Raw genomic sequence first — 25,346 nt, 5'->3', positions numbered from 1 at the left:
ATGAAAGATATTTTATGGCTTATGCAAAAAACATTATCAGTCCTTTTGAAAAATAAAAAAGGGTTACTCATTATTATTAGCTTGCCGATAATAGGAACGTTAATCTCCTTTTCAATATATGGAAATGCGGGGCAAGGGACGTTAAATATCGGAGTTATAAATAAAGAAAATGAGTCGATAGCAAAGGATACGGTGAAATTTTTAGAAGAAATCAATCATGTAAAAGTAAGTAAAGTGAAAGAATCTGAAGTAGAAGATAAACTCACTTCAAAAAAACTTGATGGAGTGATTACGTTACAGTCTGGTTTTTCAGAAAGTGTCCGAGAAGGAAAACCAAGCAATATTGAAATTTCATCGATTAAAGGTGATCAAGTAACAGCGTTTATTAAGTCATATTTGTACAATTATATTAATAATGTAGCAGCGATAAGTAAAGTAGCAGGAACAGATCAAAGTGCATTTGATACGATGTACGCAGGATATCAAAAAAGTTCATTTAAAGTGAAGACTGAGACGTTAGAAGATACTTCGAAAAATAAAGATATGACGAACCAAACGATGGGTTATCTTATTATGTTTATGTTATTTTCAGCAGTGAACTTATCAGGCTATATTTTAAAAGAAAAAGAGAATAGAACGTACTTTAGATTATTATCCACGCCGATAGATGGAAAGAAATTTATATTATCTAACGTCGGGGTAAATATGATTATATTAACAGTACAAATTATGATTACAATCCTATTCTTAACGAATGTTTTTCATACGAATATCAATATGCCCTTCATCGTTATGGTTGGTGTACTGATGATATTTGCTTTAATAGCGATTGGAATGTCGTTAGTAATTGTTGCTTTTTCAAAAAACTCATCATCGGCAAATGCGATGCAAAACATGGTCATTGTACCAACATGCTTACTAGCGGGTTGTTATTTCCCATATGACATTATGCCAAGTGCAGTACAAAAAGTAGCTAATTTTCTTCCACAGCGCTGGTTGTTAGACACAGTATCGAAACTACAGCAAGGAATTCCATTCTCTGAGTTGTATTTAAACATTTTAATTTTATTCGCTTTCGCGATTGCATTCTTCTTAATTGCGATTTATAAGTTTGGAAGAAATAATGATGCGAGGAATTTTGTTTAATGTGAAAAGGATGTGACGTTAAGTCACATCCTTTTTTGTATGAAGCATGAAATCTAAACTTGAATGACAAAATAGAAAGGTGGAAAGAAAATGATCGGAAGGAAATCAAAATGATTAAAAAAATATTGCGAGTTACTTCTATTGTTATTGCTATTTTCGTTTTTATTTTAATATGGATGCATATCGATGTTACCTTAGGTAGGAAAATGGAAGCTGGGAAAAACATGCCGACAGAGTATGCGCCTCATTATAGTGACTTTCAATTATATGTAGAAGGGAAGTCTTTTTATAAACAATTATTTACTGATATAAGAGAAGCGAAAAGCTCCATTTACACGTATTTCTTCATTTTGTCGGATGATAAAAGTAGCCATACTTTTTTAAACTTATTAAAAGAGAAGGCAAAAGAAGGAGTAAACGTCTATTTATCCGTTGATCGCATTAATGATTTATCATTTGAAAGAAAGATGAAAAATGAATTGCAGGAAAATGGTGTGCATTTTACATATAGTAGAAAACCTGAATTACCATTCGGCTTTTATTCTCTTCATCATCGTAATCATCGCCGTATTACGACGATTGATGGGGAGATTGGCTATACAGGCGGATTTAATATAGGAGATGAGTACTTAGGGAAAGATAAGCGATTTGGATATTGGCGTGATTATCATGTACGACTTAAAGGAGAAGGAGCAAAAGATTTAGAACAGCAATTCGCTTTAGACTGGAAACGAGATACGAAAGAAGAGATAAAGAGAAGTACGAATAAAGCTAGTAAAGGGAATACATTACATACTATGACTAGTTACAATGGGCATTACGTTGCTGAAAAATATATAGAGCTCATAAAACAAGCTCAGCACTCCATTGTAATTGCAACACCGTATTTTATAGCGAAAAATAAAGAATCTATGAATGCTTTAATCGCGGCGCAAAAGCGTGGTGTTACAGTAAAAATACTTTGGTCATATAAACCGGATCTACCTCTTATAAAAGAAGCGGCGTATCCATACATACGTCAAGCTGTTAATAATGGGATTACTGTATATGGTTATAAAAAAGGAATGTTCCATGGTAAATTAATGCTTATTGATAATGAATTAACCGTTATTGGTACAACAAACTTTACTTCGCGTAGCTTCAATATAAATGATGAAATGAATTTTTATATTTATGGTGGTCCTATTGTAGGACAAGTTAATAAGGCGTTAACAGAGGATTTTCATGATTCGAAAGAAATGACGAAAGAGTTTTTTGAAAAGTTATCTTTTTGGGAGCGTTGTAAGGAGAAAGTGGCGGGATTGGTTGACTTCTATTTGTGATGATGAATTAGGAAAGGGTGCCTACAAAAGGCACCCTTTTTTGGTGGGAAATCATTATTTTTCATGCACCAGCATCGTAACATCATCATTAATCAACGTCCCCACATGTTCGCCTAAACATATTTTCTTCATGACACCAGGCTCATCAAAGTTAAAGACGTGTGCTGGTAAATTGTAGTCCCGGGCAAGCAGTAATGCCGCTTGATCCATGACTTGTATATTTTGTCTAACGACATCATTATAGTTTAGTTTGCTGTACATTTTTGCTGATTTATTATGCTTTGGATCACTTGTAAAGACGCCATCGACCCCTTGTTTTGCGACTAATATGGCATCACTATTCATCTCGATGGCTCTTTGTACACTTGGATAATCTGTCGTCACGAACGGTTGGCCGTTTCCGCCTCCAAAGATAACGATATAACCGTTATCTAAATGGTGGACTGCACGCAAGCGAATGTATGGTTCAGCTACTGCATTAAATGGAATGGAAGTCATAACGCGTACTTCTCTATTTGTTTTACTTGTTAAAACGCCGCGTAGCATTAAGCTGTTAATGATTGTACCTAACGTCCCGATATTGTCAGCTTCTACACGATCGATTCCCCATTCTTCCGCTAGATGACCTCTAAAAATGTTCCCGCCTCCAATGACGATAGATACCTCAATACCTAAATCAACGATGGATAAAATTTCGTTTGCGATATGTTCTAATCGTTTGGAGTTAAAGCTATTTCCGGTTTGATCGGCAAGTGCACCGCCGCTTAATTTAATTAAGACACGTTTATATGGTCTCATAACAATTCCCCCTATATAGATCGCAGTCAACTCCCCCCCACTGAGATAAAGCCTTTCAGTGGGGGCTTGAGTTCGAACACTAGGTCTTTTCGTCTATCGCTAGACAGTTTGACGCTCTAGCATTCATGCTACCTTATGGTAACACCCCGAGTCTGTTTTTGGTTGGTACTGACAACGAACGATTGTTTTCCCACTTGCATCACCCTTTCGAAAAAGAGCAGTTCTCCCTTATGGAAGAAGCCACCACTCAGATGAATCCGGCGTGTGCTACAAGCCCCGACAAGTCGCGTACACATGGATGGTTGACGCACCCACTAAGCTATGCACAAAGCAATAGCCTTACGTTTTTGCACTTCTAATAGAATCGGCGTTTTCACTTTGAGATTGCCATCCAATTCTACAACTCCTGACTTTTTCAATGTATTCAGCGCACCATTAATATCAGCATGGATACATGTTCCTGCTTTACTTTGATACAGACCACGCGTAATTCGTTTGCCGCTAAAGCGATATTGCGTCTTATCATCCTTAGACCAAACTGGAACCGGATCCTTATCAAGAAAACTAGCTTTTGAAGTATAGCTTTCTTCTTGTTTGAAAAAGCGAATGCCTTCTTTTACACATTTATTCTCAATCGCTGCAATCAATTTCTGAAATGGGATTTGAACAAACTTTTGATTATTCTTTTTCCCCATATGAGAGTTTTGTTTCCAACCAGCGTTATACCCTACAACAATCGTATCTATATCGAATTCTTTCACTTTTTTGAACAACAGACCTACTGTTTGTGCAATATAACCGTTTATTTGTCTTTCTCGTTTATGCCAAAGTGCGGCCATTTTATTCGTTACAATACGTTTTGAAATTCCATTGTCCATATTTTTCTGCCCTAGATTACATATCATTTTGTTGAAGTATTGATTTATGGATTTTAGTTTTTTCCCATCCATTAAGAAGGCATCACCTGTATTGGTTACGCAACTTAACAATCTGTCTACACCTAAATCGCAACTCAAAGCGTTACTAGTGGTCGTAGGTGGTTTCTTCATTTGAGAAAGGTGCATTTCATATGTATAATGCACCTCAAAGAACCGACCTTTTTGCTTTGGTACAATCTCAATGTAGGAGATGTTTTTATTTCTTAAGTTTTTTGGCATACGTATTTTAATAGAACCGAATTTTTTTCTGAATGCAACATTCATCGGAATCATCCAATACCCGTTCTCATCCACTTTTGGCACTTGATAGATTTCAATAATTCGTTTGTCAGTGGAACGAGAATAATTCGGAAACTTAGGACGCCCTGTGAACTGCTCAGTTTTTTTCTTCCACTGTTCCAACGCTTTAAAAAAGCTCTTCACTTCTGTAAACAAGGCTCTACGAATCGCTTGAACCGAATTTGATTGAATGCCCCAGTAATTCATATCGGCTTGCATGGCAGTATCCACTTCTCTTATAGTAGCCATTTTATTATGATTCAAGTAACTTTGTTTAATTGTGTACAATCCAACATTTCGCAATACTTTTGAACTATGTGACATGCGTTGCAGTAAGCGGAATTCTTTAGCAGTCAAGCAAGCTCGCCCAATATTTTGTTTTTGAGTGAATCGTTGTATGATTTCTCTTTTCTTTTGTTTACGTAATACTTTCACTGCTTTCTTTCTTTCTGGCCATTGTTTTCACCGTCTTTCTTAGAGGACTCATTAAAAATTTTTTAACAAATCCATATTTGGAACGAAATGAAACAACATGCGAACATGTTCTTCATCGTAATTCCTTTTGACTCAAGTAGCTGAATGATAAGCATTATCCAATTTCGTTGTCTTACAATCTATTCCCTCCTCTCCTTATCTACGCAGATTATATCGTAAGACAAAAAAACAAACATTCGCACTCAAAAAATTATTATGAGCGAAACAAAAGAGTTCAGCCTACCTTCTGACGGCAATTCATCTCCACCTGAATTGTTGAGTTTCACCCGTAACACAAATCGGAGGGAGTCTTCTTGCCGAAAAGGATAAAAAAAGGAACAAAGGCAAATGCCCTTGTTCCTTTTTAAGAAAATGAAAAAGAAAAGAAGAAGATAAGACGAATTGTTTTGTATAGTTTTTCATATCATCCACTCCTTTTCATTTTGAGTTGTTTTAAGTATATATCTTTTTGATTATACGCAATAATCTGATTGCTTATCAAGTTTATTTTATCGTTTTTTAACAAAATGGTGTCAATGAAAAAAAGAAGAAAAATATTTGAATTTTTTGTGACGAACTTGTAGGTTTTTGTATGATTTTGTAGGTTCGCTTATAAGATGTGTGAGTAGCTTTTATAAATTCAAATTGAAAGCGTTCGCATGAAGGGGATGAACATAAATGAAAAAATTCGGATTGGCAACACAAATTTTTGTCGCGCTTGTTTTAGGGATTGTAGTAGGGGCAGTCTTTTATGGCAATAAAACGGCGATTTCTTATATCACACCAATTGGGGATATATTTATTCACTTAATTAAGATGATTGTAGTACCAATTGTTATTTCAGCATTAATTGTTGCAGTAGCTGGTGTAGGAGATATGAAAAAGCTTGGGAAACTAGGCGGTAAGACAATTCTTTATTTCGAAATTATTACGACGATTGCTATTTTAATGGGATTACTTGCAGCGAATATATTCCAACCAGGTACTGGCGTTGATATGAGTAATTTACAGCAAAGTGATATTTCTTCTTATAAACAAACTGCAGATGCAACAGAGAAGAAAGGTTTTGCTGAGACAATTGTTCACATTGTACCGAAAAACGTATTTGAATCGATTGCACAAGGTGACCTATTACCGATTATATTCTTCTCAGTATTGTTCGGCTTAGGAGTTGCGGCAATTGGGGAAAAAGGAAAGCCTGTTTTTAACTTTTTTGAAGGCGTACTCGAAGCCATGTTTTGGGTTACAAATCAAGTTATGAAATTTGCACCATTTGGTGTATTCGCATTAATTGCCGTTACGGTTGCAAAATTTGGTGTAGCGACATTACTTCCGCTAGGAAAACTAGTGCTAGCTGTATACGTAACTGTTATACTATTCGTTGTGATTGTATTAGGTATTAATGCACGAATGGTTGGAGTAAACATTTTTACATTAATGAAAATTTTAAAAGAAGAATTGATTCTTTCGTTTACGACAGCAAGTTCAGAAGCTGTTTTACCTAATATAATGAGAAAAATGGAAGAGTTCGGTTGTCCAAAGGCAGTTGCCTCTTTCGTAATTCCGACAGGTTATACATTTAACTTGACTGGATCGGCTATTTATCAAGCGTTAGCGGCATTGTTTGTTGCACAAATGTACGGTGTGCACATGTCACTAACGGAGCAAATAACGTTATTATTCGTTCTCATGTTAACATCCAAAGGTATGGCGGGAGTTCCAGGTGCATCGTTCGTTGTTGTATTAGCAACGTTAGGTTCAATGGGGTTACCACTAGAAGGTATCGCGTTAATTGCGGGAATTGACCGCATTTTAGATATGATTCGCTCATCTGTCAATGTATTAGGAAATGCATTAGCGGCCATTGTTATGTCGAAGTGGGAAGGCGAATTCGATAATGAGAAAGCAAAACAATATGTAGAAACAGTCAAAGAAACAAAAGCAGCATAAGAAATCGTTAAGGAGTGAATAATCATGGCAACATTAACTGAAGTTAAAAATGGTGTTCGAATTGAAAAAGATTTTTTAGGTGAAAAAGAAGTACCAAACTATGCATACTACGGCGTACAAACAATGCGTGCAGTTGAAAACTTCCCGATTACAGGATACAAAATCCATGAAGGTTTAATTAAAGCGTTCGCAGTTGTAAAAAAAGCAGCAGCGCTTGCTAATACAGATGTAGGAAGATTGGAATTGAACAAGGGTGGTGCGATCGCAGAGGCTGCTCAAGAAATTCTTGATGGAAAATGGCATGATCATTTCATCGTAGATCCAATTCAGGGCGGAGCAGGTACTTCAATGAACATGAATGCAAATGAAGTCATTGCCAATCGTGCGCTTGAATTATTAGGAATGGAAAAGGGAGACTATCATTATATTAGTCCAAATAGTCATGTAAACATGGCGCAATCAACAAACGATGCATTCCCAACGGCGATTCATATCGCAACATTAAACGCATTAGAAGGTTTATTACAAACGATGGGTTATATGCACGATGTATTTGAATTAAAAGCAGAACAGTTCGATCATGTGATTAAAATGGGTCGTACGCATTTACAAGACGCTGTGCCAATTCGTCTTGGACAAGAATTTAAAGCGTACTCTCGTGTACTTGAACGTGATATGAAACGAATTCAGCAATCACGTCAACACTTATATGAAGTGAACATGGGAGCAACTGCAGTTGGTACAGGCTTAAATGCAGACCCAGAATATATTGAAGCAGTTGTAAAACATTTAGCTGCAATTAGTGAACTACCACTAGTTGGTGCAGAAGACTTAGTAGATGCAACGCAAAATACAGATGCATACACAGAAGTATCTGCAGCACTTAAAGTATGTATGATGAATATGTCTAAAATTGCGAATGACCTTCGCTTAATGGCATCAGGTCCACGTGTTGGTTTAGCAGAAATTATGTTACCAGCTCGTCAGCCAGGTTCATCTATTATGCCAGGGAAAGTAAACCCTGTTATGCCAGAAGTTATTAACCAAATTGCGTTCCAAGTAATTGGTAATGACCATACAATTTGCCTTGCTTCAGAAGCAGGACAATTAGAATTAAACGTGATGGAACCAGTACTTGTTTTCAACTTACTACAATCAATTAGCATTATGAATAACGGTTTCCGTGCCTTTACAGATAATTGCTTAAAAGGAATTGAAGCGAATGAAGATCGCTTAAAAGAGTATGTTGAGAAGAGTGTAGGAATTATTACAGCCGTGAACCCTCATATCGGTTATGAAGCTGCAGCTCGCGTTGCGAAAGAAGCAATCGCGACAGGGCAATCCGTTCGAGAACTTTGTGTGAAAAATGGTGTACTGTCACAAGAAGACTTAGAGTTAATTCTAGATCCATTCGAAATGACGCACCCAGGGATTGCAGGAGCAACTCTTTTAAAGAAAAATTAAAAGAAGAGGGGGGACAAGCCCCTCTTTTTTGTTTACAATATAGAAATGCTATATATGAATAGAGGTAGGGATGTTATGAGCAAGTTTACAGTAGCTTCTAATGGTGCATTAGAAACAACATTAAGAGGAGCAGAAGTATTATCAACACCACTTTTAAATAAAGGGGTCGCTTTCACACAAAATGAAAGAGAAGAGTTAGGTTTAAAAGGGCTATTACCGCCAGCGGTTTTAACGTTAGAAGAACAGGCACGCCGAGCATACGAACAATTTAGTTCTCAGCCGGATGATTTATTAAAGAATGTATACTTAACTGCGTTACATGATCGAAATGAAGTATTATTTTATCGTATATTAACAGATCATTTACGTGAAATGTTACCGATTGTATATACACCAACTGTCGGTGTAGCAATTCAAAGATATAGTCATGAATATCGTAAACCACGTGGTGTTTATTTATCGATTAACGATCCATCAGGTATTGAAGAAGCATTCACCAATATTGGTGCAACAGCTGAGAACATTGATTTAGTCGTTGTAACAGATGGAGAAGGCATATTAGGAATTGGTGACTGGGGCGTTGGTGGTATTAACATCGCAATCGGAAAATTAGCTGTTTACACTGCTGCAGTTGGAATCGATCCTAGTCGTGTATTACCAGTAATTTTAGATGTAGGTACAAACCGTGAGGCGCTATTAAACAATCCATTTTATATTGGAAATCGTCACCCTCGTATAACAGGTGAAGCTTACGATGAATTTATTGATACGTTTGTACAAGCGGTAAACAAACAATTCCCGAAAGCACTTTTACATTGGGAAGACTTTAGCTCTCGTAACGCACGAAAAATTTTAGATAAATATCGTCATGATGTTTGTACATTTAATGATGATATTCAAGGTACAGGTGCAGTTTCACTTGCGGCAGTATTATCGGCAGTGAAAGCTTCTGGTGTACCGCTAAGTGAACACCGCGTTGTTGTATTTGGTGCTGGTACGGCTGGAATCGGTATCGCAGATCAAGTTAGAGATGCGATGGTCCGCGTAGGTGTATCTGAAGAAGAATCATATAAGCGTTTCTGGTGTATTGATCGTAACGGGTTAGTTACAGATAATATGGAAGATCTTCTTGATTTCCAAATTCCGTACGCAAGAAAAGAAGCAGAAGTAAGTGAGTGGAAAGAAAATGATGTGATCGGACTTGCTGAAGTTGTGAAACATGTAAAACCGACAATTTTAATTGGTACATCTACTGTTGCAGGTGCATTTAAAGAAGAGATTATTAAAGAAATGGCTTCTCACGTAGAAAGACCAATCATTTTACCAATGTCGAATCCAACGCCACTTGCTGAAGCAAAACCAGCAGATTTAATCGAGTGGACAGAAGGAAGAGCGTTAGTTGCAACAGGAAGTCCATTTGAACCAGTTACATATAACGGTGTAACGTATGTGATTGGACAATCAAATAATGCACTTATTTTCCCAGGGCTTGGTCTTGGAACAATTGTAGTACGAGCAAGCGTCATGACGGATGGAATGTTCGCAGCGGCTGCTGAAGCAGTTGCAAGTATGGTAGATACAAGTCAGCCAGGAGCACCTATTTTACCAGAGGTCGAAGAATTACGTAATATCTCAGAAATGGTTGCAATTGAAGTAGCGAAAGTTGCAGTTGCAGAAGGTGTTGCAAGAGTGAACTTAAGTGATAACGATATCAAGATGGCAGTGCAAGAAGCAATGTGGAAGCCAGAGTATCGCCAAATAAAAGCGGTAGAAAAGGTTAGAATATAGAAAAAAAGCCCGTTTATAACAATAAGCGGGCTTTCACTTTTACTACTGAAAAAAAGTATAGGAAGTGTCACCTTTGAATTGGAATCAATTATGGAAGAAAGATATGTCCCTTTTAATTATATTAATGGTCGTTGTTCCGATTGCTGGGGAGCTGAACTTTCATCCCTTTAATGATACGTTTCGAGTTAGCTTCGGTACACCGCTATTCTTCTTTTTATTATTATTTTTAAGAAGAGTACCAGCAGGAGTTGCAGGTATTCTTGTTGGTATATCTGTAGTCTTATTCCGAGTATGTCTTGACTGGATCATGCAAGGTTCATTTCATATGACAGAATCATTTTATTTGCGTTATCCTGTGTTCTTCTATTATTTTATTTATGGCAGTTTTTTTTCGCTTTGTAGGGTAAATAAATTCCATCAGAAACCAATCATTATTGGATGCCTTGGAATTTCAATTGAAATTGTTGCAAGTATGTCAGAACTTGCGTTTTATCACATGTTAGTACTAGGTACAACAATAACGATTTCTGAAGTGAATAAACTTATTATTATTGCTATTTTTCGTAGTTTCTTTGCACTTGGTTTTTTAAATATGATGAATTTATATGAAACGAAATTAAAAGAATCGCAAGTTCGAAAAGAAAATGAAAATATGTTAATGCATCTTTCTAATTTATATGTGGAATCTGTTCATTTGAAAAAGACGTTACAAAATGCGGAGTTAATTACACAAGAAGCATATCAACTATATCGAAATTTACAAGTAAGCGCTGATTCAAGTAGTAAAACAGCATTGAAAATAGCGGGGGAAGTGCATGAAATAAAAAAGGATAATCAAAGGATATTTGCAGGATTATCTAAACTGTTATTAGATAAAAATGTGGCTGAATATGTAGAAGGACATGAGTTAGCAGAGATGATTGTTAGAATAAACGAGAAGTATGCTGAAATGCTAGAAAAGGATATACGTTTTTCTAAACATATAGAAGGTGAGCATGCTGCATACCACGTGTATACAGTTCTATCAATTTTTAATAACCTCGCTGCAAATGCAGTTGAAGCAATTGAAGATAAAGGTGTCGTTATTATTAAGCTATATAAAAGAGATCAACATATATTTTTTGAAGTAATTGACGATGGACCTGGTATTGCACAAAAGTATAAGAAATTAGTATTTAAGCCAGGATTTACTTCCAAGTATGATCAAACGGGAACACCGTCAACTGGTATTGGGCTTTCTTACATAAATGAAATGGTAACAGAGCTAGGCGGAGAAGTGAGATTAGAAGGCCGAGAAAATAAAAGAGGATGTAAGTTTATCGTTTGTTTACCAGAGGGTAGTTTAAAGCGGGAAGGGGAATAGATTTGTTTTATTATATCGTAGACGATGATGAAGTTTTCCGTTCGATGCTTTCGCAAATTATTGAAGATGGAGATCTTGGAGAAGTAATTGGTGAGGCGGATGACGGAGCTTTTATTGAAGCGGATCAACTAAATTTTAAAAAAGTAGATATTTTATTTATTGATTTGTTGATGCCGATGAGGGACGGAATTGAAACAGTTCGTCACATTGCGTCAACTTTCACGGGGAAAATCATTATGATTTCTCAAGTGGAATCGAAGCAGCTTATAGGTGAGGCATATACACTTGGTGTAGAATATTATATTACAAAACCATTAAACAAAATCGAAGTTGTATCTGTTGTACGCAAAGTGATGGAGCGTATTAGATTGGAGCGTTCTATACATGATATTCAAAAATCATTGAATAACGTGTTTCAGTGGGAAAAGCCGCAATTGCGTACTGAACCAGTGCAAGAAGGAAAAAAGATAGGGGATTTAGGACGCTTTTTACTATCAGAACTCGGTATTGCGGGAGAGAATGGAAGTAAAGATTTACTTAGTATGCTGGAATATTTATATGGTCAAGAAAAGGCACAGACATTTGAGTTTGGCTTTCCTGCGTTAAAAGAAATTTTTCATCATATTACGATAAGGAAATTAGGGGATCTAGCTTTAGAGGCGGATATTGATAAAGAGAAAAAAGCGTCTGAACAAAGAGTACGTCGAGCTATTTATCAGTCGTTAAATCATTTGGCTTCTTTAGGATTAACAGATTTTTCAAATCCAAAATTTGAAAGCTATGCTCCAAAATTTTTCGATTTTACCGTAGTTAGAAAACGGATGACAGAAATGACGAAAGATGAACTCGCATCTTCTGGTCATACGCGAATTAATACGAAGAAGTTTATTCAAGTGTTGTATTTTGAGGCGAAGAGGTTGATGGAGATAGAGTGAAGAAGATGCTTATAAATAAGCATCTTCTTTTGTTAAATCAACATTTTATATTTTCTCGTGGAGCATGTAAAATGTTAAGTAAGAGAAAATGGTTTTATATTAAGGAAGTGTCAAAGCGATGAGTTTCACATTGAATAAATCGATTATTAAAGAAGTGTGCGGAGAGACCTCATATAAAAGAGGTGAAGCCTATTATAAATCAAATAAAGTGATAATAGATCATTACGATGAAAATAAAGAAATTTGTGAGGCGACAGTAAAAGGGAACGAGGATTTCCATGTTACAGTAGCAAAAGCCAAAAAGGGTGATGTTGTTGCAAAATGTAGTTGTCCTTCATTAGCATCTTTTCAAACGTACTGTCAACATGTTGCAGCAGTATTAATACAAATAAACTATAATCAACAAATAGGTGGAATGAGCTCCACTAGTAGCAGAAATGATCAATTGACAAGTGGTATGTTTCAGCTGTTTGCAGACAAACCACTGAGGCCAAAAAGTAAACAACACCGTTTTGATACACGTGAAATATTAGATATTGAGTTTATATGTACACCAGTTGCTACGAGAAGTGGTGGGGCTCTTCTTGGAATTCAATTGAAACTTGCCAAAGTGTATTTCATAAATCATATTAGAGAATTTCTTTCTAAGGTGGAGAAAAGAGAGTCTTTTCATTGTTCAAATGAATTTACATATACACCAGATGTACATAGTTTTAAACAAGAAACGGATGCGATTATTCAGCAGCTCATTAAAATGTATCATAACGAAAAAATGTATGAAGATACGCTAGAAGTACACGCGAAACAAGATGAAAGTATGATATTTATACCACCAGCTTCATGGAAAGATATGCTCTTTTCACTTTCTAAAGCTGAATATGTACAGCTGAAACAAAATGAACAACTGTTTCAGGGATTACAAGTTTCAAAAGGGTTGTTGCCGTTACACTTTGAATTTACGAAGGGAAATAATGGCGGATTTACACTTCATATAGAGGGTTTAAATCGTGTACAAGTTATGGATATGTATAACAATGCACTTTACGATGGGAAATTATATCACTTACACATTGAAGATTGTATGCGACTTATTGAATTACAAAAGATGATGAGTCGCTCAAATAGTAATCAGTTTTATATTCCAGAAAGTAAGATGGAACATTTCGTCGCGAAAGTTGTACCGGGATTAATGAAGCTCGGAACTGTACACATTGATGAAGTAATATCGGATCGTGTTGAAACACCTTCGCTAAAAGCGAAATTGTATTTAGACCGCGTGAAAAATCGCTTATTAGCAGGTCTTGAATTTCACTATGGGAACGTCATGATTAATCCGCTAGAAGAGGATGGACAGCCGTCTGTTTTTAATCGTGATGAGAAAAAAGAAAAAGAGATTTTAGACATTATGAGTGAAAGTGCCTTTGCAAAAACAGAAGGCGGTTACTTTATGCATAATGAAGAAGCTGAGTATAACTTTTTATATCACGTCGTGCCAACATTAAAAGGTTTAGTTGATATTTATGCGACGACAGCAATCAAATTGCGAATTAGTAAAGGGGATGCAGTTCCTCTTATTAGAGTGAGAAGAAAAGAAAGAATTGATTGGTTGTCATTTCGTTTTGATATAAAAGGAATACCAGAAGCAGAAATTAAAGGTGTATTAGCGGCCCTTGAAGAGAAACGTAAATATTATCGATTGGCGAACGGTTCGTTTTTGTCGCTAGAGAGTAAAGAGTTTAATGAAATTAATCAGTTTATAAAAGAATCAGGTATTCGGAAAGAATTTTTACATGGAGAAGAGGTAAATGTTCCGCTTATTCGGAGTGTAAAATGGATGAACGGACTTCACGAAGGCAATGTTTTAAGTTTGGATGATTCTGTTCAAGAGTTAGTAGAAAACATTCAAAACCCGAAAAAATTAAAGTTTGCTGTGCCAAATACTTTAAATGCAGAAATGAGAAAGTATCAAGTATATGGGTTCGAATGGATGAAAACACTTGCTCATTACCGTTTTGGCGGTATTTTAGCAGATGATATGGGACTTGGAAAAACGTTGCAAAGCATTGCTTTTATAGATTCTGTTTTGACTGAGATTCGAGAAAAGAAACTGCCAATATTAGTCGTTTCACCATCATCTCTTGTTTATAATTGGTTTAGTGAATTGAAAAAATTCGCCCCGCATATTAGAGCAGTTATTGCAGATGGAATTCAAGCAGAGCGCCGGAAAATTTTGAAAGATATAACGGAATTTGATGTTGTAATTACGTCATATCCATTACTGAGAAGAGATATAAGATTGTATGCAAGACCATTTCATACACTATTCCTTGATGAAGCGCAGGCGTTTAAAAACCCTACAACGCAAACGGCAAGAGCTGTGAAAACAATTCAAGCTGAATACCGTTTTGGGCTAACGGGTACACCTGTAGAAAATTCATTAGAAGAGCTATGGTCTATCTTCCATGTCGTCTTCCCAGAATTGTTACCAGGAAGAAAAGAGTTCGGTGATTTAAGGCGTGAAGATATAGCGAAGCGAGTGAAACCATTCGTATTAAGACGATTAAAAGGGGACGTATTAAATGAGTTGCCAGAGAAAATAGAGCACTTACAATCATCGGAGTTATTACCCGATCAAAAGAGTCTTTATGCTGCTTATTTAGCGAAGCTAAGGGAAGAAACGTTAAAGCATTTAGACAAAGATACGTTACGTAAAAATAAAATTAGAATTTTAGCTGGTTTAACGAGATTGCGACAAATTTGTTGCCATCCTGCTTTATTTGTTGATGATTACAAAGGAAGTTCAGCTAAATTTGAACAACTGTTAGAGATTTTAGAGGAATGTAGAAGTACAGGGAAGAGAATATTAATTTTTTCTCAATTTACGAAGATGCTTTCCATTATTGGTCGTGAGTTAAATCGACAAGCAATTCCATACTTTTATTTAGACGGGAGTACACCAGCGCAGGATCGTGTAGAGCTGTGCGATCGGTTTAACGAAGGAGAAGGGGATCTATTTCTCATTTCTTTAAAAGCTGGTGGTACCGGACTTAATTTAACTGGTGCAGATACAGTAATATTATACGATTTATGGTGGAATCCAGCTGTTGAACAACAAGCGGCTGATAGAGCGTATCGAATGGGGCAAAAAAATACAGTACAAGTTATAAAGCTAGTAGCCCACGGAACAATTGAGGAGAAAATGCATGAACTGCAAGAAAGTAAGAAAAATTTAATTGCTGAAGTGATTGAGCCAGGAGAAGAAAAATTAGCATCCATTACGGAGGAAGAAATAAGAGATATTTTAATGATTTAATATGAAAAAGCTATGCTTTCACATGTGAAAGCATAGCTTTTTGTTGTAATAATTATATTTTGTTTTGTGCAAAGTAAAGAAATCAAATGTTATTTAAATTACTTCTTTGTACCTTTACTTTTGTAGGGTTTGGCAGCTGCCTTTTTCTTTGCACTTGATTGCCAACGGTTCCATCCTTTACTTCCTGTACCTTGTCCTACACCTTTTTTCGGTTTTGCTTTCGTTTTACTCATATGATCACTCCGTTATATAAAAATCTTATTTGATAATAGTCAATGATTTAGAAAATACTCTTTATAAATGACTATGATTGCTGTAAGTAAAAATAAACTGCTTGAATGCTATAGTATAACATGAATTTGCAAGTAAACTGAAAGGAATTATAAAGAAAATGAAAATAATAAGAAATACTGCAGATTCTATATTCCGAACGATCACATTAATTGTTGTGTATACGTTAGTTTCGGTCAGTGAAACATTTTTGGGATTGACGAGGCAGAAAAAGTAAAGATGTTAAATTAACAACAATCAATAAAGCCGTAAAATAAAGAATTGAAAAACATTTTAAAACTTTTTGTTGACTTTCTTTATTTTTTGTATAGAATAATCATTAATAAAATGTTTCAGAGATGTGACAACAAAACGACTATGAAAGGACGAGTAGTAGTAGGACGTAGTTTAAGCGAGTCAGGGGTGGTGTGAGCCTGATACGAAGCCTATTATGAAGAACCTCCTGGAGTTGCTAACCGAAATCCTTTATAGGAAAGTAGACTTAGCCGGGAACTTCGCCGTTACAAGAAGAACAGTATCGAGATATTTCATCTCCGTATTGTATAAGTGAGCAACCTCTGTTGCTAATTTGGGTGGTACCGCGGAACCAAAGCCTTTCGTCCCAGTTTTTTGGGAAAGAAGGGCTTTTTTTGTTGGCTTCTTTTCACAACATCCAAACATTTTAGGAGGAAACCACCATGTATCAATCATTAATGACAGTAAGAGAGACTCAAATTGCAATTAAGGAAGTTAAAACATTTTTCGAGGACCAATTAGCAAAACGCCTTGAACTATTCCGCGTATCTGCACCATTATTCGTAACGAAAAAATCAGGATTAAACGATCACCTAAACGGTGTAGAACGTCCAATTGAATTTGATATGTTACATTCAGGAGAAGAATTAGAAATTGTTCATTCACTAGCGAAATGGAAACGATTTGCATTACATGAATACGGATATGAAGCTGGTGAAGGTTTATATACAAACATGAACGCGATTCGTCGTGATGAAGAACTTGATGCAACGCATTCCATTTATGTTGACCAATGGGATTGGGAAAAAATCGTTCAAAAAGAATGGCGTACTGTTGAATACTTACAAAAAACAGTACAAACAATTTATGGAATATTCAAAGATTTAGAAGATCACTTATTTGAAAAATATCCGTTCCTTGGAAAGTATTTACCGGAAGAAATTGTTTTCGTTACTTCTCAAGAATTAGAAGATAAATATCCAGAATTAACACCGAAAGATCGTGAACATGCAATTGCAAAAGAACACGGTGCAGTCTTCATTATCGGAATTGGTGATGCACTTCGTTCAGGTGAAAAGCATGACGGACGCGCAGCTGATTATGACGATTGGAAATTAAACGGTGACATTTTATTCTGGCACCCAGTACTACAATCTTCATTTGAGTTATCATCAATGGGAATTCGTGTTGATAGTAAATCACTTGATGAGCAGTTAACGAAAACTGGTGAAGACTTCAAACGTGAGTATGATTTCCATAAAGGTATACTAGAAGACGTACTACCATTAACAATCGGCGGTGGCATTGGACAATCAAGAATGTGCATGTACTTCTTACGTAAAGCACATATCGGTGAAGTTCAATCTTCTGTATGGCCTGACGATTTACGTGAAGCTTGCAAGAAAGAAAACATTCATCTGTTTTAATAGAAGTAAGGGAATAGCTTAAATATAGAGCTATTCCCTCTTTTTTATAAAACATTACTTATTTATTACCGAGTTCTTCTGCTAAACCGATTAAAATTCCTTCGACTCCACGAATGTAGCAGAGACGATACGAGTTCTCGTACTGAACTACTTCGCCAACGAGCTCTGCACCATGCTTAGTGAGTCTCGATACCATTTCGTCAATATCCTCGACAGTGAACATGACGCGTAGATAACCGAGGGCGTTTACAGGAGCTGTTCGGTGATCTGCTATAGTAGGAGAGGTGAGAAATCGCGAAAGTTCAATTCGGCTGTGGCCATCTGGAGTGACCATCATAGCAATCTCTACGCACTGAGAACCGAGTCCAGTTACGCGACCAGCCCATTCACCTTCGACATTTGCTCGACCTTCGAGATTCAAGCCAATCTCCTCAAAGAAAGAGATTGCGTTATCAAGGGATTCTACAACGATGCTGACATTGTCCATTCGTAGTAATTTGTTTTTTGCCATAGTCTTATCTCCTTATGTATAAAAGTTTATTATTTAATTATCCTCATAATTATACTACTAAGTAGTTACAAATTCCTTTCAGTCAAAAACACCTTGTCACAGTATAGGAAAATGTGACAAGGTGTTTTTTAATATATCATATAGCATCTTGTTAACGAATAGCTTTTTATTTAATAGGAAGGAAGTAGATTAATATGTTTTTTTTATAAGCGTTACTAAACATATCAAATTAGCTCATTTGCACGAAAGGCTCAATTTTCGCCATAAATGATTGATGCAGCGCCTCAACGCCTGTTACTAAATGAAGGCGGTCAATAACGACAGACACTTTAATTTCTGATGTACTTACCATTTTAATATGAATATCTTCTTCTTTTAAAGTAGTGAACATATTTGCAGCGACACCTGGGTTAGATACCATGCCAGATCCTACGATTGATACTTTTGCTAAATGATTTTCATATTCTACTGCTTCATAGTGAAGTGCCTCTTGATTTTGTTCCAATACTTCTAATGTTTCTCTTAAATCATTAGAATGGATGGAGAAGGAGAGATGAACAGTTCCTTCATTTGTAATACTTTGAATGATGATATCTACATTAATATGTGCCGCTGCTAATGTAGAGAAAACAGTTGAAAGTGAACCTTGTTCTAATCCTTTCACTGTGATGCGTGTAATATTATCTTCAAATGCAATACCTTTAACGATTGATTGTTGTTCCATGTTACATTCTCCTTTTACAATTGTTCCGTTTTCTTGTTCCATACTTGAGCGAACTTCTAAAATGACATTATGATTTTTAGCAAACTCAACAGCACGCGGGTGTAATACACCAGCACCGAGGTTTGCAAGTTCTAACATTTCGTCATAAGAAATTTCATCTAATTTGTAAGCATCTTTTACAACTCGTGGATCCGTCGTATATACGCCGGTCACATCTGTGTAAATATCACATTTTTTTGCGTTTAGTGCAGCAGCTAATGCGACAGCAGTTGTATCAGAACCGCCTCGTCCAAGCGTTGTAATTTCAAAATCTTCACTGACTCCTTGGAAACCAGCTACAATAACAATCGTACCTTCAGCAAGATAAGATTGAATACGATCTGTATGAATGTCAGTAATCCGTGCACTACTATGTACAGATTCTGTCGTAATACCTGCTTGCCACCCTGTTAATGAAATTGCATGATAGCCTTTTGCTTGCAGTGCCATTGTTAATAATGAAATAGTTACTTGTTCTCCTGTAGATAGAAGCATATCCATTTCACGTTTACTTGGATTTTCTGTGATAGCGTTAGCGAGTGCGACAAGTTCATCTGTGCTTTTTCCCATTGCTGAAACGACAGAGACAATGCTATGACCTCGTTCATATTCTTCAATAATTAAATTTGCTACATGTTGAATGCGTTCGACGCTTCCGACAGAAGTGCCACCAAATTTTTGAACAATTGTTTCCATTACAAATTCCTTCTTTCGTCTATTTTTAAGAATAGATTAGGAAATATATCAATCCCAATACTCCTGTAGTTACCAGAAAGACAAACAAAAAACACCATCTCAAATAAGTGAGGATGGTGCTGTTACAGGAAAAGGGAAACAGAAAACGGAGCTAATAAAAAAACCGCCAAAAAAGGAATATCATAAAAAATGATATCTCTTTTTTGTAGATAGCTCTTCATACGTACACGTCTGTACATATGACAGTTCTGTTTCTATTCGAAAACAGCCCCAATTGATAAATGCAGAGAAATTTATCAATTTCGGCAATACTTCCTTTCATCTAAGTTCATAGACATCTCTGTGTCTCCATTAGAATACTCATAAGTATCGCAACCTCTATCTCACGTTTTAGGCGAGAGTGTTTGATTTATGAAGTTGTTGGTAACATTTGTTTTATAATAATTTAAATTTTTCGGGGAATCAAGTGTTTTATATATATTTTAAAAATTCTTTCTTTTTTCTGAGGAAGTTTGTGAAAAATGTAGCAAAATAAATTCATTGCATGTACATTAAACTTATAGTGCATAGGAGGTGGGGAGAATGAAAAGGAAACAGCCTATTTATGTTGCGACAAAAATGAACACGACGATGGGAAAATTATGGGAATATACGCAAGAACCAGCTATACATACAGAGTGGGATGCTCGCTTTACTGAAATTTCGTATTTAGAGAAAAAAGAAGGAGAACCACAGAAGTTTTTGTATAAAACAAAGATTGGATTTGGGCTTGAAATAGCTGGAGAAGGGGAATCAATAGGTGAAATAAGAAAAGAAACTGGTGAAAGAATTTCTTCTTTAAAATTTTGGACGGATAATACATTATCTCTTATTCAAATAGGACGTGGTTATTGGAAGTATACGCCAAATAAAGAATACATCCATTTTGAGACACAATATGATTATGATACAAGATTTGGTCGTGTAGGGAATGTAATAGATTGCTATATATTTCGGCCGTTATTAGGTTGGGCGACTGCTTGGAGTTTTGATGCTTTAAAATTATGGTTAGAAAAGGGGCTTCATCCTAGGTTACTAATTAGAAGAACAATGACGTATTGGCTCGTATGTTTTTTATTTGCTTTTGTATGGATATATCAAGGGATAGTGCCAAAACTACTGTTTACTCATTTAGAAGAAGTAAAGATGCTTTCTGTATTAATCGGTTCAAATGAAAGTAGTATATGTATACTTAAAATAATTGGGATGTTAGAAATAATTTTCGGCGTCGTATGGCTGTTGCCAATAATAAAACGAAAATTATTTATACTGCATATTATTGTATTACTAGTTTTAACGTTAGCAGCAGGATTTACGAATATTGCAAGCTTTACAGGGCCGTTTAATCCGATTACATTAAATGTTCTTCTAATGGGGTTATCAATTGTCGGTTATATAAATAGTTTCGATTTACCAAGCGCGAAAAATTGCAAGAGGGCGAGAAAGGGATAAGTGTATGGCTAATATGTATGAACGATTATTAGGGGATACCTATAAAAATCTTCATCCTGAATTGCAGAAGCGTTATGCGATTACAGAAGAGAATAGTTTTACAGGGGAAGGAAAAATGGATGAAATTTACGGTGGCTCTTTTTTCGTGAAATTTATATTGAAAATTACATCGAAGTTTCGAATGTTTTTCTCGGAACGAGGAGAGGAAATTCCATTTACGATACAAAACATAGCTGAGCGAGATGAATATGGACGAGAATTAGTAAGGTGGAACCGTACTTTTTATTTCCATAATAAGAAAAGATATTTTAATGCAGTTATGCAATTGGATGAAAACGAAAATGAAATTGTAGATTATTTTGGTGAACCACATTTACTCGTTTCTACACTGCATTTTCATATCGATGAGTTAGGGGCAATGCATATTTCTTCAAAGAAACAATGGTTTTATATGTTTGGAAGAAAAATGCCGTTACCAAAATTTTTGTATGGTGAGGCAAAAATTGTTGAAAGTTATGATGAAACACTACAGTGTTTTCGAATTCATGTACAAGTACGAAACCCGTTAATTGGCTCGCTTTTTTCATATAAGGGAACATTTGTGGAAAGGAAATAAACGATATGAAAAATATAATATTTGGGCTTGCTTGTTATGTTGTTTTTCTAATATGTGAGTGGTCGAATATAAATCCTGTTGAAGCAATTATATTATTATCTGTTTTATTATTTATACCAATGTCATTTTGTATTATTGATAAAAGAAAAAGAGATGGATCGCAATTATTATTTTATAAATCCGTATCGTTTTTATATCCAATCGCAGCAATTTGTGCAATGCTAGCTTTCGTCACAAATTACAATGTATTTGCGCTAGTTTGGTTTGTATATACAGGAATTGTTGCGTTATTTGGTGTAAGTAGATTGCTAGAAAGAGGATGGAAGCCGTTAGAAGAAATCGCCATAGATAGTGCGTTTATTTATTTGTTTTTAGGTGGTTTTTGGTTTTTTGCTTCAGTAGCAAAACTTTCAATTATGCATTTTAGCTTTGACATTGTTTTACTCACAGCTGCACATTTTCATTATTCGGCGTTTCTATTGCCATTATCAGCTGGTTTAATAGGGAGAAAAAGAGAAAAGAGAAGTAAAGTGTATGATGCTATTATGTTTATCATCATGATTTCACCTATGACAGTTGCAATAGGAATTACATACTCAAGAATATTTGAATTTTTTGCAGTGTTCCTATATTTATGTGCAATTTATGGGTATGGATTTTACGTTTGGAGAGCAAAATTTAATGCTATCAGTGCAAAGATTCTTCTAATCGTTTCGTCTAGTACACTCATGGTTACAATTATGTTCTCACTTATATATTCATACGGGAATTTGAAGCATGTCTTGACGATTACAATTGCTCAAATGGTTTGGATTCATGGTGTTGTCAACGGAATTGGAGTAGCGTTACCGGCATTTATCGGCTGGGTGATTGAAAAGAGTGTTCCGAATTATAAATACTATGGGAAACCAATGAGTAAGTTAAGAGGAAATGTGGCAATTGGTGAGGCTTATTTATATAGCAACAATTTAGTAGACAGTAAGGAATACAACGGTTTAGTCGATAAAGTAAATGACTTTCATAGTGAGGCATTTGATGTGACGAAGGTTCCTTTAAGTATGATTCATTTTTATGAAAATACAACAGAGTATGAGTTGCAATCAAATATTAAATGGACTCGTTGGTTCCGTCCGTTCGCACTTTGCTATGAGAAAATGAGTAAGCGTGTAGAACAAATACATTTAGGTATGGGCGGCAATTGGGAAACGATGCATGGCTCTATCATTAGTGTAATAGATGAGAAAGACGGAAGAGAGAATGTAAGGGCTTGGATAAGGAAAAATGAAGCAGGTGAATCTATTTTTGTAGCTCTTTATTCAAAGCATACAAATAAGAATGAGATATATATGAATATCGCCTTACCTTTACCTTATTCGAATATGACTGGTATTTTGAGGCTATGTAATGATAATCATGATTTAATCATTACTAGTAAGTTAAGAGAAAATGGCCAGGGAGATGAGGGGATTTATTTACATACTCGGTTCTTAACAATCCGTTTACCGTTAGCAGAGACTTTCATCATTACAGAGGGTAAGGATAAAATGTTAACAGCTCATCATAGCATGTGGCTATTTGGACTTGAATTTTTACATATTCATTATAAGATTGAAAAAATTGCACAGAAGTAAGAAAGGCTTGGATGGGTTTCCAAGCTTTTTTATGTATGGGTAATTGTCATAGAAATTTGTTTATTTAGCTCATTATCCCAAACACGTTGAATTTCAAAAGTGCCTGTTTCAAAAAATAATGGGAATCTTTCTTTAAACCAAGTTTGCATAGGTAGCTTTAGTGCTGTATTGATTGGTATCCATAATAATTCACCCTCAGGAGGATTCAAAAGAAGTTCACCTTCAAATGAGTCTGTCCAATAGTTAAATACCATATATCGAACATTACCTTTCGGATTGACATATTCATCTAATCCTTTAAAAGTTAAATTGGAAACAAGTAATCCAGTTTCTTCTTTTACTTCTTTTATAGCGGCTTGAACGATACTTTCGGGGAAATCTACTTTGCCGCCAGGAGCGATGTAGCCAGGGAAACCTCGATGGCTGGGGCGTTTTATGAGTAAAATTTCATTGTTACGTTGGATCATACACATTGTATAGATCTGATGTTCGATGTTATGTGAATTTGGAGGCATAATGATGTATTCTCCTTTATATTTTTTTGATAATTTTACCATAACATAATTGTTTCTTATATAATTAGAAATGGAATGTTATAAATTTTCAGTTATATATTATAAATTCTATAGTCATTCGAAAAGAGGGGAGAGACATGCAAGGAGAAATACAAAAGGAGAAAAGTTTAGGTTATATTGGAAAATTATTATTACCAGTTAAAGTATCAACGCACTTTAAGTTTTTATGGATTGGACAATTACTCTCGGCCTTAGGTAGTTCGATAACTATGGTCATACTTCCAGTTGTTGTGTATTCATTAACTGGTTCAACAGTTGTAATGGGGATGACGATGGCAATGTACATGCTACCTAATATTCTTGCTTTACCGTTTGCGGGTTTAATTGTAGACCGAATTGATCGGGTTAGGTTAATGTTATTTACGGATATAATCCGCTGTATATTAATGCTATTACTTGCATCGCTTATATTTATGGATTTATTAACAATTACGATTTTATATATTCTCGTTGCCATATACGGACTTATGGAAGGGATATTCCAACCAGCATATTCTGCTGTAAGAGCGAAAGTATTCGTCCCTGAAATTCGTAATGCAGCTAACGCACTCACTCAAATGAGTAATCAAGGTATACGATTAATTGGGCCAGCACTTGGTGGGTTAATCGTATCGGTTGCATCTGCAGGGATAGGTTTCGGACTAGATGCAGCAACGTACTTATTATCATTTTTATGTTTATTATTTTTAAAAGAAATTAAGTTTAAAAAAGTAAAACCCATTGAAAAGAGTAAGCTTAATTACAAACAAGAGTTTATGGAAGGTGTTTTAGTTTTAAAAAGTCATCCGTGGCTGTGGATTACAATTTTAGTTTTTTCTTTTATAAATATTTGTTATGCCGGCATTATCGTCGTATTAATTCCATGGTTATTTAATGTTCATCATCATTTTGAAGCTTACGTGTATGGACTTGGCATGGCCTTTTCTGGTGGTGGGGCTGTAATTGCCGCATTAATATTTGGTGGGAAAGAGCTGTGGCATAAGAGAGGATTACTGGCTTATGGAGGTGTTTTAATGAGTGGCATTGCTTTATTAATTATGCCATTCATTTCTTGGGCACCCGCTTTAATATTCTTAATGGCAATTGAAGGATTTGGCATGATGATATTTGGACTCATTTGGGAAACGAGTTTACAGGAGCTTGTACCAGAAGAAGCATTCGGAAGAGTGGCAAGCCTTGATATGTTGGGTTCTTTTGCTTTATTGCCATTAGGATACGTAGTTGTAGGCTGGTTAGCTACTGTCATAGGTGGCGAGATAACTATTATAACACTAGCTAGTTTAGTAATTTTAACAATTGGAATAACATTGTCTGTACCGAGTATTCGTCGATTTAATTGAT

At 35.7% G+C, this 25,346-nt stretch carries 19 protein-coding genes, 1 riboswitch and 1 other annotated feature; of the genes, 13 read left to right on the top strand and 6 right to left on the bottom strand.

Annotated elements, in window-relative coordinates; translation table 11 throughout:
- Complete coding sequence (locus IQ781_RS06755) at positions 1-1,146, top strand: ABC transporter permease (RefSeq protein ID WP_063220027.1); 1,146 nt, start codon at positions 1-3, stop codon at positions 1,144-1,146.
- A 110-nt stretch (positions 1,147-1,256) separates the two neighbouring features.
- Complete coding sequence (locus tag IQ781_RS06750) at positions 1,257-2,468, top strand: phospholipase D-like domain-containing protein (RefSeq protein WP_000591939.1); 1,212 nt, start codon at positions 1,257-1,259, stop codon at positions 2,466-2,468.
- 54 nt (positions 2,469-2,522) lie between these two features.
- On the opposite strand, the gene pyrH is transcribed toward IQ781_RS06750, so the two are convergent.
- The gene (pyrH, locus tag IQ781_RS06745) at positions 2,523-3,266 is read right to left on the bottom strand and encodes a UMP kinase (RefSeq protein WP_001248059.1); all 744 of its coding nucleotides are present in this window, start codon (positions 3,264-3,266) and stop codon (positions 2,523-2,525) included.
- 314 nt (positions 3,267-3,580) lie between these two features.
- Positions 3,581-4,918 (bottom strand): RNA-guided endonuclease TnpB family protein, encoded by a 1,338-nt coding sequence (locus IQ781_RS06740; protein ID WP_139846997.1) that lies wholly within the window; start codon positions 4,916-4,918, stop codon positions 3,581-3,583.
- Positions 4,919-5,635: 717 nt separating this feature from the next.
- Here IQ781_RS06740 and IQ781_RS06735 point away from each other — a divergent pair.
- The 6 genes from IQ781_RS06735 to IQ781_RS06710 all read left to right on the top strand — a co-directional run bounded on the left by IQ781_RS06735 (position 5,636) and on the right by IQ781_RS06710 (position 15,770).
- Entirely contained in the window at positions 5,636-6,907 is a 1,272-nt protein-coding gene (locus tag IQ781_RS06735) for a cation:dicarboxylate symporter family transporter (protein ID WP_000713293.1), read from the top strand.
- A gap of 24 nt (positions 6,908-6,931) precedes the next feature.
- Entirely contained in the window at positions 6,932-8,371 is a 1,440-nt protein-coding gene (aspA, locus tag IQ781_RS06730; protein WP_000224190.1) for an aspartate ammonia-lyase, read from the top strand.
- Positions 8,372-8,446: 75 nt separating this feature from the next.
- Positions 8,447-10,159 carry an oxaloacetate-decarboxylating malate dehydrogenase gene (gene malS / locus IQ781_RS06725; RefSeq protein WP_063219893.1) on the top strand — a complete coding sequence of 571 codons (1,713 nt, stop codon included), beginning with the start codon at positions 8,447-8,449 and terminating at the stop codon, positions 10,157-10,159.
- A 64-nt stretch (positions 10,160-10,223) separates the two neighbouring features.
- Complete coding sequence (locus tag IQ781_RS06720; protein ID WP_002195356.1) at positions 10,224-11,522, top strand: sensor histidine kinase; 1,299 nt, start codon at positions 10,224-10,226, stop codon at positions 11,520-11,522.
- 2 nt (positions 11,523-11,524) lie between these two features.
- A complete protein-coding gene (locus IQ781_RS06715; RefSeq protein ID WP_000500302.1) occupies positions 11,525-12,457 on the top strand; it encodes a response regulator in 933 nt (310 codons plus the stop codon).
- Positions 12,458-12,575: 118 nt separating this feature from the next.
- The gene (locus tag IQ781_RS06710) at positions 12,576-15,770 is read left to right on the top strand and encodes a DEAD/DEAH box helicase (RefSeq protein ID WP_065382356.1); all 3,195 of its coding nucleotides are present in this window, start codon (positions 12,576-12,578) and stop codon (positions 15,768-15,770) included.
- A 98-nt stretch (positions 15,771-15,868) separates the two neighbouring features.
- On the opposite strand, the gene IQ781_RS06705 is transcribed toward IQ781_RS06710, so the two are convergent.
- Entirely contained in the window at positions 15,869-16,003 is a 135-nt protein-coding gene (locus tag IQ781_RS06705; RefSeq protein ID WP_000047588.1) for a DUF3934 domain-containing protein, read from the bottom strand.
- A gap of 406 nt (positions 16,004-16,409) precedes the next feature.
- Positions 16,410-16,668 (top strand) — a binding site (T-box leader).
- A 70-nt stretch (positions 16,669-16,738) separates the two neighbouring features.
- On the opposite strand from IQ781_RS06705, the gene asnA reads away from it, so the two are divergent.
- Positions 16,739-17,722 carry an aspartate--ammonia ligase gene (gene asnA, locus IQ781_RS06700; protein WP_000284917.1) on the top strand — a complete coding sequence of 328 codons (984 nt, stop codon included), beginning with the start codon at positions 16,739-16,741 and terminating at the stop codon, positions 17,720-17,722.
- A gap of 58 nt (positions 17,723-17,780) precedes the next feature.
- Here asnA and IQ781_RS06695 read toward each other — a convergent pair whose 3' ends face one another.
- Together IQ781_RS06695 and IQ781_RS06690 are read right to left on the bottom strand one after the other, a co-directional pair.
- Positions 17,781-18,233, bottom strand: coding sequence for a VOC family protein (locus IQ781_RS06695; RefSeq protein ID WP_139846996.1), 453 nt, complete (start codon positions 18,231-18,233; stop codon positions 17,781-17,783).
- A 229-nt stretch (positions 18,234-18,462) separates the two neighbouring features.
- A complete protein-coding gene (locus IQ781_RS06690) occupies positions 18,463-19,692 on the bottom strand; it encodes an aspartate kinase (protein WP_048657254.1) in 1,230 nt (409 codons plus the stop codon).
- Between the two features lie 202 nt (positions 19,693-19,894).
- Positions 19,895-20,081: riboswitch (Lysine riboswitch) on the bottom strand.
- Positions 20,082-20,274: 193 nt separating this feature from the next.
- Between IQ781_RS06690 and IQ781_RS06685 the strand changes: the two genes are divergently transcribed.
- The 3 genes from IQ781_RS06685 to IQ781_RS06675 are packed head-to-tail and all read left to right on the top strand — an operon-like array spanning position 20,275 to position 23,430.
- Positions 20,275-21,183 carry a DoxX-like family protein gene (locus IQ781_RS06685; protein WP_063219832.1) on the top strand — a complete coding sequence of 303 codons (909 nt, stop codon included), beginning with the start codon at positions 20,275-20,277 and terminating at the stop codon, positions 21,181-21,183.
- A 4-nt stretch (positions 21,184-21,187) separates the two neighbouring features.
- Positions 21,188-21,799, top strand: a complete 612-nt coding sequence (locus IQ781_RS06680) for a DUF4166 domain-containing protein (protein ID WP_063219833.1) — start codon at positions 21,188-21,190, stop codon at positions 21,797-21,799.
- A 5-nt stretch (positions 21,800-21,804) separates the two neighbouring features.
- Entirely contained in the window at positions 21,805-23,430 is a 1,626-nt protein-coding gene (locus tag IQ781_RS06675; RefSeq protein ID WP_063219834.1) for a YndJ family protein, read from the top strand.
- A 29-nt stretch (positions 23,431-23,459) separates the two neighbouring features.
- Here the strand turns inward: IQ781_RS06675 and IQ781_RS06670 are convergent, their stop codons facing one another.
- Positions 23,460-23,945, bottom strand: a complete 486-nt coding sequence (locus tag IQ781_RS06670; RefSeq protein WP_016124382.1) for an 8-oxo-dGTP diphosphatase — start codon at positions 23,943-23,945, stop codon at positions 23,460-23,462.
- 137 nt (positions 23,946-24,082) lie between these two features.
- Here IQ781_RS06670 and IQ781_RS06665 point away from each other — a divergent pair, with 137 nt between their 5' ends.
- Positions 24,083-25,345 (top strand): MFS transporter, encoded by a 1,263-nt coding sequence (locus IQ781_RS06665; RefSeq protein ID WP_139846995.1) that lies wholly within the window; start codon positions 24,083-24,085, stop codon positions 25,343-25,345.
- The last annotated feature ends 1 nt before the right edge of the window (position 25,346 follow it).

The sequence above is a fragment of the Bacillus sp. N447-1 genome (genome assembly GCF_022701035.1).
GTDB lineage: Bacteria > Bacillota > Bacilli > Bacillales > Bacillaceae_G > Bacillus_A > Bacillus_A cereus.
Note: the sequence above shows the minus strand (reverse complement) of the source record. Positions and strands in the feature narration are given on the sequence as shown.

What these genes read in the sequence shown, in the direction of transcription:
- IQ781_RS06755 (WP_063220027.1), top strand. Translation starts at nt 1, where the DNA reads ATGAAAGATATTTTATGGCTTATGCAAAAAACATTATCAGTCCTTTTG.
- IQ781_RS06750 (WP_000591939.1), top strand. Translation starts at nt 1,257, where the DNA reads ATGATTAAAAAAATATTGCGAGTTACTTCTATTGTTATTGCTATTTTC.
- pyrH (WP_001248059.1), bottom strand. Translation starts at nt 3,266, where the DNA reads ATGAGACCATATAAACGTGTCTTAATTAAATTAAGCGGCGGTGCACTT.
- IQ781_RS06735 (WP_000713293.1), top strand. Translation starts at nt 5,636, where the DNA reads ATGAAAAAATTCGGATTGGCAACACAAATTTTTGTCGCGCTTGTTTTA.
- aspA (WP_000224190.1), top strand. Translation starts at nt 6,932, where the DNA reads ATGGCAACATTAACTGAAGTTAAAAATGGTGTTCGAATTGAAAAAGAT.
- malS (WP_063219893.1), top strand. Translation starts at nt 8,447, where the DNA reads ATGAGCAAGTTTACAGTAGCTTCTAATGGTGCATTAGAAACAACATTA.
- IQ781_RS06710 (WP_065382356.1), top strand. Translation starts at nt 12,576, where the DNA reads ATGAGTTTCACATTGAATAAATCGATTATTAAAGAAGTGTGCGGAGAG.
- IQ781_RS06705 (WP_000047588.1), bottom strand. Translation starts at nt 16,003, where the DNA reads ATGAGTAAAACGAAAGCAAAACCGAAAAAAGGTGTAGGACAAGGTACA.
- asnA (WP_000284917.1), top strand. Translation starts at nt 16,739, where the DNA reads ATGTATCAATCATTAATGACAGTAAGAGAGACTCAAATTGCAATTAAG.
- IQ781_RS06695 (WP_139846996.1), bottom strand. Translation starts at nt 18,233, where the DNA reads ATGGCAAAAAACAAATTACTACGAATGGACAATGTCAGCATCGTTGTA.
- IQ781_RS06690 (WP_048657254.1), bottom strand. Translation starts at nt 19,692, where the DNA reads ATGGAAACAATTGTTCAAAAATTTGGTGGCACTTCTGTCGGAAGCGTC.
- IQ781_RS06685 (WP_063219832.1), top strand. Translation starts at nt 20,275, where the DNA reads ATGAAAAGGAAACAGCCTATTTATGTTGCGACAAAAATGAACACGACG.
- IQ781_RS06680 (WP_063219833.1), top strand. Translation starts at nt 21,188, where the DNA reads ATGGCTAATATGTATGAACGATTATTAGGGGATACCTATAAAAATCTT.
- IQ781_RS06675 (WP_063219834.1), top strand. Translation starts at nt 21,805, where the DNA reads ATGAAAAATATAATATTTGGGCTTGCTTGTTATGTTGTTTTTCTAATA.
- IQ781_RS06670 (WP_016124382.1), bottom strand. Translation starts at nt 23,945, where the DNA reads ATGCCTCCAAATTCACATAACATCGAACATCAGATCTATACAATGTGT.
- IQ781_RS06665 (WP_139846995.1), top strand. Translation starts at nt 24,083, where the DNA reads ATGCAAGGAGAAATACAAAAGGAGAAAAGTTTAGGTTATATTGGAAAA.